9 protein-coding genes, 6 tRNA genes and 2 rRNA genes are annotated in these 13,653 nt (G+C 55.0%); all 17 read left to right on the plus strand.

Annotated features, from left to right (window positions below):
* The first annotated feature begins 59 nt into the window (after positions 1-59).
* The 17 genes from FIV08_RS02555 (at position 60) to secE (ending at position 13,642) form a co-directional block, all read left to right on the plus strand.
* A tRNA-Ala gene (locus FIV08_RS02555) sits at positions 60-135 on the plus strand.
* A gap of 317 nt (positions 136-452) precedes the next feature.
* Positions 453-3,344 (plus strand): 23S ribosomal RNA (locus FIV08_RS02560).
* A gap of 104 nt (positions 3,345-3,448) precedes the next feature.
* A 5S ribosomal RNA gene (gene rrf / locus FIV08_RS02565) occupies positions 3,449-3,562 on the plus strand.
* A gap of 212 nt (positions 3,563-3,774) precedes the next feature.
* The gene (locus tag FIV08_RS02570) at positions 3,775-4,977 is read left to right on the plus strand and encodes a DUF6160 family protein (protein WP_106693784.1); all 1,203 of its coding nucleotides are present in this window, start codon (positions 3,775-3,777) and stop codon (positions 4,975-4,977) included.
* A complete protein-coding gene (locus tag FIV08_RS02575; protein WP_228715483.1) occupies positions 4,977-6,062 on the plus strand; it encodes a hypothetical protein in 1,086 nt (361 codons plus the stop codon). The genes FIV08_RS02570 and FIV08_RS02575 overlap by 1 nt, the downstream gene beginning before the upstream one ends.
* Positions 6,059-6,610 carry a hypothetical protein gene (locus tag FIV08_RS02580; protein WP_152437258.1) on the plus strand — a complete coding sequence of 184 codons (552 nt, stop codon included), beginning with the start codon at positions 6,059-6,061 and terminating at the stop codon, positions 6,608-6,610. The genes FIV08_RS02575 and FIV08_RS02580 overlap by 4 nt, the downstream gene beginning before the upstream one ends.
* Before the next feature lie 62 nt (positions 6,611-6,672).
* Entirely contained in the window at positions 6,673-9,021 is a 2,349-nt protein-coding gene (locus FIV08_RS02585; RefSeq protein WP_416376915.1) for a DUF6160 family protein, read from the plus strand.
* 115 nt (positions 9,022-9,136) lie between these two features.
* Complete coding sequence (locus tag FIV08_RS02590; RefSeq protein WP_152437259.1) at positions 9,137-10,102, plus strand: biotin--[acetyl-CoA-carboxylase] ligase; 966 nt, start codon at positions 9,137-9,139, stop codon at positions 10,100-10,102.
* Complete coding sequence (locus FIV08_RS02595; RefSeq protein WP_152437260.1) at positions 10,099-10,833, plus strand: type III pantothenate kinase; 735 nt, start codon at positions 10,099-10,101, stop codon at positions 10,831-10,833. Before FIV08_RS02590 ends, FIV08_RS02595 begins: the two co-directional genes overlap by 4 nt.
* Entirely contained in the window at positions 10,830-11,468 is a 639-nt protein-coding gene (locus tag FIV08_RS02600) for a hypothetical protein (protein ID WP_152437261.1), read from the plus strand. The genes FIV08_RS02595 and FIV08_RS02600 overlap by 4 nt, the downstream gene beginning before the upstream one ends.
* Before the next feature lie 31 nt (positions 11,469-11,499).
* Positions 11,500-11,575, plus strand: a tRNA-Thr gene (locus FIV08_RS02605).
* 40 nt (positions 11,576-11,615) lie between these two features.
* Positions 11,616-11,699: transfer RNA gene (locus FIV08_RS02610), tRNA-Tyr, on the plus strand.
* A gap of 10 nt (positions 11,700-11,709) precedes the next feature.
* Positions 11,710-11,784 (plus strand) — tRNA-Gly (locus FIV08_RS02615).
* Between the two features lie 13 nt (positions 11,785-11,797).
* Positions 11,798-11,873: transfer RNA gene (locus FIV08_RS02620), tRNA-Thr, on the plus strand.
* A gap of 50 nt (positions 11,874-11,923) precedes the next feature.
* A complete protein-coding gene (gene tuf / locus FIV08_RS02625) occupies positions 11,924-13,120 on the plus strand; it encodes an elongation factor Tu (RefSeq protein ID WP_068351550.1) in 1,197 nt (398 codons plus the stop codon).
* A gap of 44 nt (positions 13,121-13,164) precedes the next feature.
* A tRNA-Trp gene (locus FIV08_RS02630) sits at positions 13,165-13,240 on the plus strand.
* A gap of 33 nt (positions 13,241-13,273) precedes the next feature.
* Positions 13,274-13,642: a preprotein translocase subunit SecE gene (secE, locus tag FIV08_RS02635; RefSeq protein ID WP_072678396.1), complete on the plus strand. Its 369-nt coding sequence runs from the start codon at positions 13,274-13,276 to the stop codon at positions 13,640-13,642.
* The last annotated feature ends 11 nt before the right edge of the window (positions 13,643-13,653 follow it).

Below are 13,653 nucleotides of genomic sequence, written 5' to 3' on the forward strand. Positions count from 1 at the left end.
TAGATCTGAACGATTTTCCGAGTACGGCATTTGGTCGGCTTGGTGAGTGGTTTCGATGAGGGGCTGTAGCTCAGTTGGGAGAGCGCCTGCCTTGCACGCAGGAGGTCAGCGGTTCGATCCCGCTCAGCTCCACCAAAAAAGCCTGAACGATCGACGATTAACTGACTAACTCCGGTTAGCAGTGTACAGAAACGAATGTTTCATATCGATGAAGCCTTCCTTTCTGATCACTGGGTCAGATTTGCTCTTTAACAAATTGGACGAGATAGAACACGAATAGATTTCTCTCATTATCTCCGAGAGAAACTGTTCAAAGTGATAGCGATTTCAAGCGTTATCCGGTGTTGTCGTTGAAGTGGTTGTTATATCGCTTCAAGGAACTGTCTCCACTTATTGGCATCCTGGTTTACCAGGCGGTCGATAGATGGAACGCAGTTGTCTTGGGGTTATATAGTCAAGCAACTAAGCGCATACGGTGGATGCCTTGGCAGTCAGAGGCGATGAAAGACGTGGAAGCCTGCGATAAGGTTCGGGGAGCTGGCAAACGAGCTGTGATCCGGACATCTCTGAATGGGGAAACCCACCGACTTTCGGGTCGGTATCTTGTACTGAATCCATAGGTGCAAGAGGCGAACCGGGGGAACTGAAACATCTAAGTACCCCGAGGAAAAGAAATCAACCGAGATTCCCTAAGTAGCGGCGAGCGAACGGGGACCAGCCCTTAAGCTGGACAACTGGTAGGAGAAGGCTCTGGAAAGTGCCGCCATAGTGGGTGATAGCCCCGTATCCGAAACCTGAGTCCAGTGAAATCGAGTAGGTCGGCGCACGAGAAACGTTGACTGAACATGGGGGGACCATCCTCCAAGGCTAAATACTCCTGACTGACCGATAGTGAACCAGTACCGTGAGGGAAAGGCGAAAAGAACCCCTGTGAGGGGAGTGAAATAGACCCTGAAACCGTATGCGTACAAGCAGTCGGAGCAGACTTGTTCTGTGACGGCGTACCTTTTGTATAATGGGTCAGCGACTTATGTTCAGTGGCGAGGTTAACCGTTTAGGGGAGCCGTAGGGAAACCGAGTCTGAATAGGGCGAATTAGTCGCTGGGCATAGACCCGAAACCGGGCGATCTATCCATGAGCAGGTTGAAGGTGCCGTAACAGGCACTGGAGGACCGAACCCACTGTCGTTGAAAAGCCAGGGGATGACTTGTGGATCGGAGTGAAAGGCTAATCAAGCCCGGAGATAGCTGGTTCTCCCCGAAAGCTATTTAGGTAGCGCCTCGGACGAATACCACAGGGGGTAGAGCACTGTTTCGGCTAGGGGGTCATCTCGACTTACCAACCCGATGCAAACTCCGAATACCTGTGAGTACTATCCGGGAGACACACGGCGGGTGCTAACGTCCGTCGTGAAGAGGGAAACAACCCAGACCGCCAGCTAAGGTCCCAAAGTACCAGTTAAGTGGGAAACGATGTGGGAAGGCTCAGACAGCTAGGAGGTTGGCTTAGAAGCAGCCATCCTTTAAAGAAAGCGTAATAGCTCACTAGTCGAGTCGGCCTGCGCGGAAGATGTAACGGGGCTCAAACTGGTCACCGAAGCTGCGGCTGCATACATTGTATGCGGGGTAGGGGAGCGTTCTGTAAGCCTGCGAAGGTGTGTTGAGAAGCATGCTGGAGGTATCAGAAGTGCGAATGCTGACATGAGTAACGACAATGCGGGTGAAAAACCCGCACGCCGGAAGACCAAGGGTTCCTGCGCAACGCTAATCGGCGCAGGGTGAGTCGGCCCCTAAGGCGAGACCGAAAGGTGTAGTCGATGGGAAACGGGTTAATATTCCCGTACCTTGGATAGCTGCGATGGAGAGACGGAGAAGGCTAGGTGAGCCGGGCGACGGTTGTCCCGGTTTAAGCGAGTAGGGAGTGGACTTAGGCAAATCCGGGTCCACAATCCTGAGACGCGACGACGAGTGCCCAAGGGCGCGAAGTCATTGATGCCCTGCTTCCAGGAAAATCTTCTAAGCTTCAGGCTATTCGAGACCGTACCCCAAACCGACACAGGTGGTCAGGTAGAGAATACCAAGGCGCTTGAGAGAACTCGGGTAAAGGAACTAGGCAAAATGGTGCCGTAACTTCGGGAGAAGGCACGCCGGTGTGTACGTGAAGCCCCTGCGGGTGGAGCGGAAGCCGGTCGAAGATACCAGGCCCCTGCGACTGTTTATTAAAAACACAGCACTCTGCAAACACGTAAGTGGACGTATAGGGTGTGACGCCTGCCCGGTGCCGGAAGGTTAATTGATGGGGTTAGCATTCGTGCGAAGCTCTTGATCGAAGCCCCGGTAAACGGCGGCCGTAACTATAACGGTCCTAAGGTAGCGAAATTCCTTGTCGGGTAAGTTCCGACCTGCACGAATGGCGTAACGATGGGGGCGCTGTCTCTACCCGAGACTCAGTGAAATTGAAATCGCCGTGAAGATGCGGTGTATCCGCGGCTAGACGGAAAGACCCCGTGAACCTTTACTATAGCTTCACAGTGAACTTTGAGCATGCTTGTGTAGGATAGCTGGGAGGCTTTGAACCCGGGACGCCAGTTCCGGTGGAGCCAACCTTGAAATACCAGCCTGGCATGTTTGAGGTTCTAACTCTGACCCCTTATCGGGGTTGAGGACACTGTGTGGTGGGTAGTTTGACTGGGGCGGTCTCCTCCCAAAGCGTAACGGAGGAGCACAAAGGTGGGCTAAGTACGGTCGGACATCGTACGGTTAGTGTAATGGCACAAGCCCGCTTGACTGCGAGACAGACACGTCGAGCAGGTACGAAAGTAGGTCATAGTGATCCGGTGGTTCTGTATGGAAGGGCCATCGCTCAACGGATAAAAGGTACTCCGGGGATAACAGGCTGATACCGCCCAAGAGTTCACATCGACGGCGGTGTTTGGCACCTCGATGTCGGCTCATCACATCCTGGGGCTGAAGCCGGTCCCAAGGGTATGGCTGTTCGCCATTTAAAGTGGTACGCGAGCTGGGTTTAGAACGTCGTGAGACAGTTCGGTCCCTATCTGCCGTGGACGTTGGAGATTTGAGGAAAGCTGCTCCTAGTACGAGAGGACCGGAGTGGACGAACCGCTGGTGTTCGGGTTGTGTCGCCAGACGCATTGCCCGGTAGCTATGTTCGGACAGGATAACCGCTGAAAGCATCTAAGCGGGAAGCCCCTTCCAAGATGAGATCTCCCTGAGGCCTTGAGCCTCCTGAAGAGCCGTTCAAGACCAGGACGTTGATAGGCTGGGTGTGTAAGCGCTGTGAGGCGTTGAGCTAACCAGTACTAATTGCTCGTGCGGCTTGACTATATAACACCCAAGACAATTGCGGATAACGCAGAGCCACGCGAAAGCCACGCTCAAACGAAATCAATATCACGTTCCATCTCGTCCCCCAGTGATCATCCGTTTTGCCTGACGACCATAGCGGTCTGGAACCACCTGATCCCATCCCGAACTCAGAAGTGAAACAGACCAGCGCCGATGGTAGTGTGGTTCGCCCATGTGAGAGTAGGTCATCGTCAGGCTCTTAATACCAAAAGCCCCAGCATCCTTGATGTTGGGGCTTTTTTATTTGTGTTCTCGAAAGTATGACTCGCCGCACAGCTACAACCTGCAAACAAAGTTAACATTCGGTAAAGACTGGCCGACCCAGAATATAAAAAGAGCCAGCTTCAGAGACACTCATCAGTCATTCAATCGATGCCGTCAATAACAAGAAACGGCGCAGGGTGTGGCTATGAGTAAAAAACTGCAGGCACTTGTTGTTGCCATTGTTTCCCTGCCGGTGTCCGCCGAAGCAGGTCTTCAGCCTATTTCCGATGAGCAGATGTCGGAAGTCACCGGGCAAGCATTCCTTTCGGTTGATCGCCAGTACCATCCGGATCCGGACAACACTACCTCTTATACCCGCGTTAACCTTGGCATGGATATAGAAATCCAGACCAATGTCGATGTTCTGGAACTTGGCCGTTATGAACGGGAAGGTGAGAAAGCCGGCTCATCGGACGTCTTGATAAGGGATTTTGCGCTCGGCTATATCAATAACCAGGCGTACTATCAGCGTAACCCCAAGGCGGCGAGACAATATCGTCCGGATGGCTCTTCTTATAACGAGAACGAAATCGTTCCGTTCATGATCGATAACCCCTTTTTCGAGTTTGCATTTGATGAGGCGACCAACGAGGTGGTTGGTGTTCGCCTTGGCTTTGGGGATGCAATGGGAGTGCTGTCGGGTAAGATCGAAACCCTGACGGGTAATGTGAATGTGGACATCATTGACAGGGGTGAAGGGCTGCGGGATGCCAGTTCCAGCGGCAACTTCTTTGATCAACTGATTGTTTTGCTGACCCCTCTTCTGGAAGGCGGCAGTCCCCTGGCAACCAAAGCGCAGCTGGTCTACGGCGATGATAACGATCCTCGGGTTGGTGAGCTTGACCCGATAAGAGCAGAGTACATCGGTATCCCCAACGGTGAAAAGTTCGTTCTGGAGAACGCAGGCAGCTTCACCCGCTGGTCGGTTAAAAATCTGATTGGCTGGGGTTCGAGCTCGGAGATAGAGGTTCCCAATTGTTCATTCTTTAGCTGCGGCTCCGGTGATATCTACGTGTATGCCGATGGCTGCAGAGTGTTGGGCATTGACGCCTGTTTTGACCTGGATATCTACAACAGCTTCCCCATCGGGCAGGTAGAAGAGGTTAACGGGGAGCGTAGACTCACCGGGCCGGCGGATGGGGCTTTCATTTCTTTCCAGACGAAAGATCTGGACTGGTTGAAAGACGTCAAGAAAAGCGACCTGACGGTAGAGGATTTTATTCGAGCGACCTCCGGAGCCTTCTTCAATATTCCGAATGGTGCCACCGAGGTTAACCTGAACGAAGCCCTGAATGGGACTGATCGATATCGTACTGAGTATATCGATCGTGGCCGGGGGCTGTTCTGATGAGCGCGCGTATGCTGCGGGGCAAAGCAGGCTTGCGGCCTACCTGTGCAGGGGTGTTTCTTCTCCTGGTTGCTGTTGCTCCTGCCCCCGCTCTGGCTGAGCTGGAGCGGCTTGCCGAGTCAGAGATGTCGGAGATCGACGGGGCAGGTATTGGCCTGGTATTCGATAACTTTACCTTTTCCCACGGCACTGACCGGCCGGACACTGACGGCAACCAGGCGCGCATCTTCCGTATATCCGGTATCAAGAGTACCGATGGCCGGGAAGTGGATATCACTGTCAACCACCTGTATATCGCCGGCGCCAACTCAAATTATGGGGAAAACCTGACGCCGGTGAATCTTGGCAGGCTGGTTAATCCGTGGAGAATCGATATTGTTGACGGAAATGACATTGGTGTTCCCGATAGGGCGGTTCTCGAACTGGCGGCGCCGAGCAAGATTCCGGGAGCTGAAGGGTTCGACTGCATGGGCGCCACTGCCGCCGCCGGCAGTGGCCAATGTTCCAGTCGACCCGCCACAGCTGACTGGATTGGCGAGCGCGCAGATATCGGTATGCAGATGAATGTCGCCGTTGGCGATGACCGTTCAGCGAATCTCAATATCCATGCCCGAAGTGCTGTTATTGACGGCAGTTATCTGCGTTTGTGGGGTGATGACCAGCGTAGACAGATGGCGGGGCAATTCAAGCTAAACTTCTATTCACCCGAAGTGTCCATCAATGCCTGTACGCAAGACGGCACCGCTTGTGGTTCCCGGATTACCATGTCGGATTTTGCATTGGAGCTGGCGATTGGTAACAGTCTACAGCCGGTATTTTTCGACGTTGATGGCGGCGGAAATTTCATCCTCGAGGTGGAAACCATTCGCTCCCCGGGAGCCGGCCAGATTGCTGCAAACGGACTGAGGGCAGGGAGTAATGCCCAAGCCTGGGATTTCTACCAGGATTACTACAGCAACCCTGAGTATCGAAGTAACCTCCAGATCGGCAACTTCAGCGTTGGCGACCGAGATTTCGGCGCTGCACGGGTTGAGGGCATGCTGATACAGCATTTGCAAATACAGACAAAGGACCTGGCGCCATGACGTTTCCATACGCAGTTCCTGTGCTCTCGCTGTCACTGATGGTAGTCCTCACCTTGCCGGTCAGAGCGGAGATGGCCCCGCTGGGCGATGAAGCTTTGTCGAAGGTGGCAGGACAGGGCGGAATTTACCTGTCGGGTGACATCAGCATCAATGAAATGGGCGGGCCGGTAGAGAATGCTTACTTTGGCCGTTGCGATGAAACCGACAAAAAATGCGGTGCCCGGTTTGCCTACCGCTTGAAAGAAGACGGCGGTTGGATGGTTCTTGATGAAATTCGGGGGTTGTTTGCTTTCGAGGGGTTAACGCTAAGGGTAAGAAAGATCGATTCCGGGTTTGGCGGCGACGGCGAGCTGTTTGATCGGGATGTGATTGAGCTGGGGTTGCCAGATACCGTTCGGTTTACCGATGTGCATTTCAAGGTCGCGGCCAGCAGTACCGCCAGGCCGACCGATCCGGGGTTCATCCAGACCGATATTTTTGCGGTGCAGATGCAGGGTGATGTCATCATGCAGGGCAACCTGCTGGTCTTTCCGGACGGAAACCCATGAGGAAAAGTCTAATGGTCATGACAGGTGCTCGTCTTTTCCCTGGTCCTCTTTTATTGGTATCGATGGTGCCCGTGCTCGTTAACCCTGTGGCTGCCATGGAGCGGTTGGATGATACCGCCCTGTCACAGATTCAGGGGCAGAGCGGTATCACATTGGAGATGGAGTTGAACCTCTCCGCCGACCGCCTCTCTTATTATGATGATGGCAAGGGTGTGCATCTTGAGGGTATGCGCGTTGGATCTTCCAGGGGAGATAATGCGGGGGCGTTCCATCGGGTAAAGGTAGACATTGGGGCCGATGCATCATTGAACCTCGACTATCTGGTAGAGGATCGAAGAATCGAGTTTTCAGATATACGCCTGGCCGGCGCCCCCGGTGTGGGTATGGGGGGGATATTCTTTGATCACTCCCTGCAGGGTAGTCTGCGTATTCGACAAGGTGGGGCTGTGGGTGGCAGTGGTTACACCTTCGATACCGCCTACACCATGACGGGGGGGCGATTGGGATACCGAACCAATGGCAACAGCGTCTTCCTGGATGACATCACCATGGACGTCCAGGCTCTTGGGGTTACGCTGGATGTTGTGGGGGACACGCTGCAGCTGGTTTCCCCGGAGGTGATCGGTAACTGGAGCGTTGGTGCCATTCGCTACAGCAACGAACCGGGCAATATTGACCAAAGTTATAGTTCTGCCACGGGGCTGCCCTTGCCAAGCTACGGTGGGCTGCAGGGTCACTACAAGCTTTCCTCCGTGACCGATATCCGAGCCGGTGGCCGGTCGGGTGAGGGGTTAAGGCTGGATAATGAAACCACCATACACACGGCATCGTTTATCTATCTGGATGATGGCAACAGCTTGGCTCTGCGGGATATCACCGGTGACTATCGCATACACGACCTTCGCCTGGATGTTTCAGAGGACTGGCGTGGCCGGCCTGCGGTTGCGCTGACCCTTGGTGGACTGGAGGGTAATCTGAATATCGGCTCTATAGAGGTCGGCAGTAGCGGCCGAAGCTTTGGCTCGCTGAATTTGTCATTTTTACTGGAAGACCAGATATTCAATGGTCGAACCTATCGCAATGAGTTGTATCTCCAGGGTGGCGGGCATCCTGACGCCGGCCCGCAGGGACTGCGCATGGCAACGGAGTGGAGTTTGCGCCTCGCGGATCTGAGCTACACGGAGGATGGCAACCGTGTGATCTTCAGCGGTCTGCAATCCTGGGGATCGGGGGATGTCACCGTCAATGTCACGCGTAACGAAGTACGTAATGGCACACGGTTCTACGATGGTCTGCGAATTGGCTTTGAAGGCCTGGAAGCGGGTTATCGTATCAACGGGCTCAGAGTGGGCGGTGATGACGCGCCGCTCCAGGGCGGTACCGAGCTGCTGTTGGCACTGGGATTCTATCCCGCCTATGAGTTCGAACTGGATGGGCATATAACCCTGGGTGCCGGCGGCGCCTCGGGAGAGGGGCTTACAATTAATTCTGACATCCAGATTCGGGATGGTAAGGCCGCGGTGATCGCGGCTCCCTATGATGAAGGTAATGGCGAAATCGCCCAGAAGGGACTTTGGCTGACGGAAATGACTTATGACGGTCACGTCCGGGATATGACCCTGGATGTGACCGAAGAGGGGTTGGCCGTTGGCACCGGGGAGTCCTGGAGCACCATGGATATCGGCAATGTGCGGGTGGGCACCAAGGACGACGGTGCCAGTATGGGACGGTTACGAATTCAAAAATATCAGACCGGCAGCACGGCTTTGGTGAAGCCCGGAGGGGCCGGAGATATCTGTGTCGGGGGTGCTGGTAGTTCTGAGGGGGCCTGTGTGGCCGCGGGCGGGCAGTGGGAGACTCGGGGCAGCGAGGGTGTGACCATCGACATGGTTCAGGTTCTGGCTCGAGCCGAGGGCGACGACAAGAAGAATGCCTTGATGTGGGAGAGTAATCGCGCCGTGGATAGTCAGGGAAGGCCAATAAACAACACCGGTATGAAGTTGTTGGTTAACGATATCTATACCAGTGATGGCGGTGACTTTGACGGTGATGGCGTTGAAGACAATCGCTTCGGTATTCGAACCGATCTGTCGGTGGATGTCTACCAGACCAAGGTTACCAAAAAAGAGGATGGGCCTGACGCCCAGGGTGTAGTGGGAAGCCGCGGCGATGAGAAAATCATGAGCCCAGGGTCGGCGGCTGGGTACCGGTATGTAGCCAATCCGGGCCCGGGAGACATTGCTAACCGCCCCCTTGGTTTTGCGGTAAAGGCAGATACCCGTTTCAAGGAGCTCTCAATCAATAACATCGATCTGATCCATCCTGTCGGCGGCAGTCAAACGGTTGTCTACGGAGCAAAATTCCAGAACGTAGATATCCGTGCGAACCTGACCGCAACCCCCATACCCTGACGATTCAGGGGTCCGGTTATGGCAAACGGGCGGTCAAGGCGACTGTCCTTTTTGTGTTTTTGGCTGTCCTGTTGTTTAATCCGGGCTGTTCCATGTCGCCTCCGGAAGTTGTTTCATGAAATCCAGCTCGCTGTTATCCCTTCTTGAAGATCGTCGAATTCATTCCGGCGAATCCCTGGCGCAAACGCTCGGTATTTCCCGAACGGCGGTCTGGAAGCAGATTCGCAAGGCGCAAGCCGAAGGCGTGGAAATCAGAACCATCCGGGGGCAGGGGTATCAGCTCATCTCTACGTTGGATCTCCTGGCAAGTGACCGCATTCGGAAAGCACTGCCGGAGCGACTGCATAACGTCATTGCCCTTGATGTTCTGGATGCCGTTGACTCAACCAACGCGGAAGTGGCGCGACGGTTGACCTCGGGGTTGAAGGGCGTGCCGGTGGTGGTGGCTGACAGTCAGACTGCAGGTCGTGGCCGCCGGGGGCGTCAATGGGTGAGTCCGCAGGGAGAAAATCTTTATCTGAGCCTGGGGTTGAGTGTTCAGGGTGGGTTTTCTGCCCTCGACGGTATGAGCCTTGTGTTGGGGGTGGCGGTCAGTCGGGCACTGTCGACCTTTGGGGCAACGGATGCCGGTTTGAAGTGGCCCAATGATCTGTTCTACGGTGACCGGAAGCTTGGCGGGATACTCGTTGAGATTCAGGGAGAGCTTCAGGACGGAGAAGTGCAGGTTATTGCTGGTATAGGGATTAACGTGCATATGAAGCAGGCTGAGATGGTCGACCAGCCATGGATAAGCCTCGCCGAGGCATGGCCGGATGTCGTCTGGACGCGAAATGCTCTGGTGGCCGCTATTGTGTCGGAGGTAGTAGAGATTATCGCGCAGTTCGAACGTCAGGGCTTTGCCCCGTTCAGGGATGAATGGCAGGCCCGGGATATCTTTTTCAGCAAAGATCTGGTGGCCAGGGATGGTGGCGTTGAGGGTAGGGGTGCCGGTATCGATACCGCAGGCAACTATCAGGTTGATACTCCTGAGGGGCTGGTGCCCGTCAGGGCCGGAGATATCAGCTTGCGGGTGCGATCATGATTCTTTTGCTGGACTGTGGCAACACCCGGTTAAAATGGCGCCTCATGGCCGATGGAGTCGTCGTGCATGACGGTGGCGGAGCCCTCGAAGAAACAGTGACTTTTGCTGAGTTAACACCCTACGCCCGCAAGATAGATCGTGTTGCCGTATCGACAGTCGCATCGGAGCAAAGCCGGCTGCGCCTGGACGAGAGTTTGGCAACCGTAACGGCTGCCCCGGTTCGATACCACTGGGCGGAGGTAAGCCGGGACGGGCTCAGGAATTCCTACCAGGACGTGGCCAAAATGGGTGCCGACCGATGGCACGCAATGGTGGCCGCCTGGGTTGGCACCCGGCGCAGTTTCGCCGTCGTGGATGCGGGCAGTGCGGTGACCATTGACTATGTCGATGGCCAGGGCCAGCACCTGGGCGGGTATATTCTGCCAGGGCTGAATATGATGCGACGGAGCCTCAAGCTGGATGCCGCCCGCATTGGATTCGAATACGACGAACAGATCAACGCTGCGCCGGGCCGGTCCACCGGTGAGTGCGCAAACCACGGTCTTGCATGGCTGACAGAGAGTCTCGTCCAGCGTCTGCTTGGTGATGTTGGTCGCCTCGGGCTGGAGCGGGTTGTTTTGACCGGCGGAGATGCGGGGCGGTTTCTGTCGTTGGGGCTGAAGGCGGAGCATCGGCCCGGTCTGGTGCTGGAGGGGCTGGAAATCGTCGATCTGCAGGAATCGCAGGGATGAGGTTGATCGCGCTGGTGTTGTTGCTGGCCAACCTGGCTGTCTGGTTTGCCCCCGGCTTGATTCCGCCGGTCATCTATGAGGGGGCGGCCGGTGGTGTTTTGCCTCGCGTTGCTAGTCTGAAAGTGTCCGATTCGAGTGAGCAGGCTCCGCTACCTTCCACGGAGTGTGTCAGGGTCGGTTGGTTTGACTCCCGCGAGGACGCCACTGCATTTGCAGAACGGGTTGGCGAGCATTTCCGCATTGAGGAGCGAGAGCGGGAGCTGCCGCCCCTGAATTGGGTGATGATCCCTCCGCAGCCCAGGGAGGTAGCGCTATCCCAGTTTCGTGATCTCTTTAGTCGTGGCGTGGAGTCTTATGTGGTGACAGAGGGTGAGTACCGAAACGCCATCTCGCTTGGTCTGTTTGAGTCGAGGGCGGCAGCAGAGTCTGTGCTGGAGGAAAAAAAACAGCAGAATCTCAATGTAGTGCTAGTCAACTTCCCCCGAAATCGTATAGGATACGCCCTCGTTTTTGATGTTGAGCCAGCAAGGGAAACCGAGGTGGTTCAGGCGGTTGAGGCGGAAAGTCACAGCAATTTCGACTTCGTTGAAATCTACGCTTGTGAAGGTGTTGCATCACCAGAAAAAAATCCGTAGTATACCGCCCTCGCTGAACAGGCGAATGTGAGCTGGCGTAGCTCAGTTGGTAGAGCAGCTGACTTGTAATCAGCAGGTCGGGGGTTCGATTCCGTCCGCCAGCTCCACTTTAAGTTTTGAGCAGGTTTGCGGTTGCAGATCTGTACGGGAGGGGTTCCCGAGTGGCCAAAGGGATCAGACTGTAAATCTGACGCGAAAGCTTCGCAGGTTCGAATCCTGCCCCCTCCACCACTAATTGCTCGCGGGCATCGTATAGTGGCTATTACCTCAGCCTTCCAAGCTGATGACGTGGGTTCGATTCCCACTGCCCGCTCCAATTTGGTTTCAATGCTCATGTAGCTCAGTCGGTAGAGCACATCCTTGGTAAGGATGAGGTCACCGGTTCAATTCCGGTCATGAGCTCCATTTTTATCCGGTCAACGTTACGATCCTGGTTGATTAGGGAGATTGGTCGAATGTCTAAAGCAAAGTTTGAGCGTAACAAGCCGCACGTAAACGTGGGCACCATTGGTCACGTTGACCATGGTAAGACCACTCTGACAGCCGCCCTGACTCGTGTATGTCACGAAGTATGGGGTACTGGTGAGAGCCGTGCTTTCGATCAGATCGATAACGCACCGGAAGAGCGTGCGCGTGGTATCACCATCGCGACCTCTCACGTTGAGTACGATTCTCCGACCCGTCACTACGCACACGTAGACTGCCCGGGCCACGCGGATTATGTGAAGAACATGATCACCGGTGCTGCTCAGATGGACGGCGCTATCCTGGTCTGCTCCGCTGCTGACGGCCCCATGCCGCAGACTCGTGAGCACATCCTGCTGTCCCGTCAGGTTGGTGTACCGTTCATCGTTGTGTTCCTGAACAAAGCGGACATGGTAGACGATGAAGAGCTGCTTGAGCTGGTAGAGATGGAAGTTCGTGACCTGCTGAGCCAGTACGACTTCCCGGGTGACGACACTCCGATCATCACCGGTTCTGCGCTGATGGCTCTGGAAGGTAAAGATGACAACGAGATGGGTACTACCGCTGTCAAGAAGCTGGTAGAAGCCCTGGATGACTACATCCCTGAGCCGGAGCGTGCGATTGATCAGCCGTTCCTGATGCCGATCGAGGACGTATTCTCCATCTCTGGTCGTGGTACCGTTGTTACCGGTCGTGTAGAGCGTGGCATCATCAAGGTAGGTGACGAAGTGGAAATCGTGGGTATCCGCGACACCACCAAGACCACCTGTACTGGTGTTGAGATGTTCCGCAAGCTGCTGGACGAAGGTCGTGCCGGTGAGAACGTAGGTGTTCTGCTGCGTGGTACCAAGCGTGACGACGTTGAGCGTGGTCAGGTTCTGTGTGTACCGGGCTCCATCAAGCCGCACACCAAGTTCGAGTGTGAAGTGTACGTACTGTCCAAAGAAGAAGGTGGTCGTCATACTCCGTTCTTCAAGGGCTACCGTCCGCAGTTCTACTTCCGGACTACTGACGTAACCGGTTCTTGTGAACTGCCGGAAGGCGTTGAAATGGTAATGCCGGGTGACAACGTGAAAATGACTGTTACCCTGATCGCTCCGATCGCCATGGAAGATGGTCTGCGCTTCGCGATTCGTGAAGGCGGCCGTACCGTTGGTGCCGGCGTGGTCTCCAAGATCATCGAGTAACCTTCGGGTTACTCGTTGTTTGTTGCGCTGAGTTGTTTCGGTGCAGGCCAGTAGCTCAATTGGCAGAGCAGCGGTCTCCAAAACCGCAGGTTGGGGGTTCGATTCCCTCCTGGCCTGCCATTTTTCAACATCCGGATACATAAGTTGATTCCTATGGAGTCAAAAGCCGTTCAGTCAGCCGGCCGTTTCGATACCGTGAAATGGCTGGTTGTTTTCGTTTTGATTGCCGTCGGCGTCGTCGGTAATCAGTACTTCAGTGCCGAGTCCGTGCTATATCGGGTTCTGGCTCTTGTTGCGCTGGGCTTGGTTGCTGCGTTTGTGGCGTTGCAAACCGAGCGGGGGCGGCGTTTTGCCACCCTGTTAAAAGAAGCGCGTGTCGAGATCCGGAAAGTCGTCTGGCCGACCAGGCCAGAGTTGATTCAGACCACCATCATCGTGGTTGTGTTTGTTCTGGTAGTGGCGCTTATTTTGTGGGGCATGGATTCGCTGATCAGTTGGCTGGTCGCCGGATTTATCGGTTAACGGGAGTGGGC

It is taken from the genome of Marinobacter sp. THAF197a (assembly GCF_009363275.1).
Lineage (GTDB): Bacteria > Pseudomonadota > Gammaproteobacteria > Pseudomonadales > Oleiphilaceae > Marinobacter.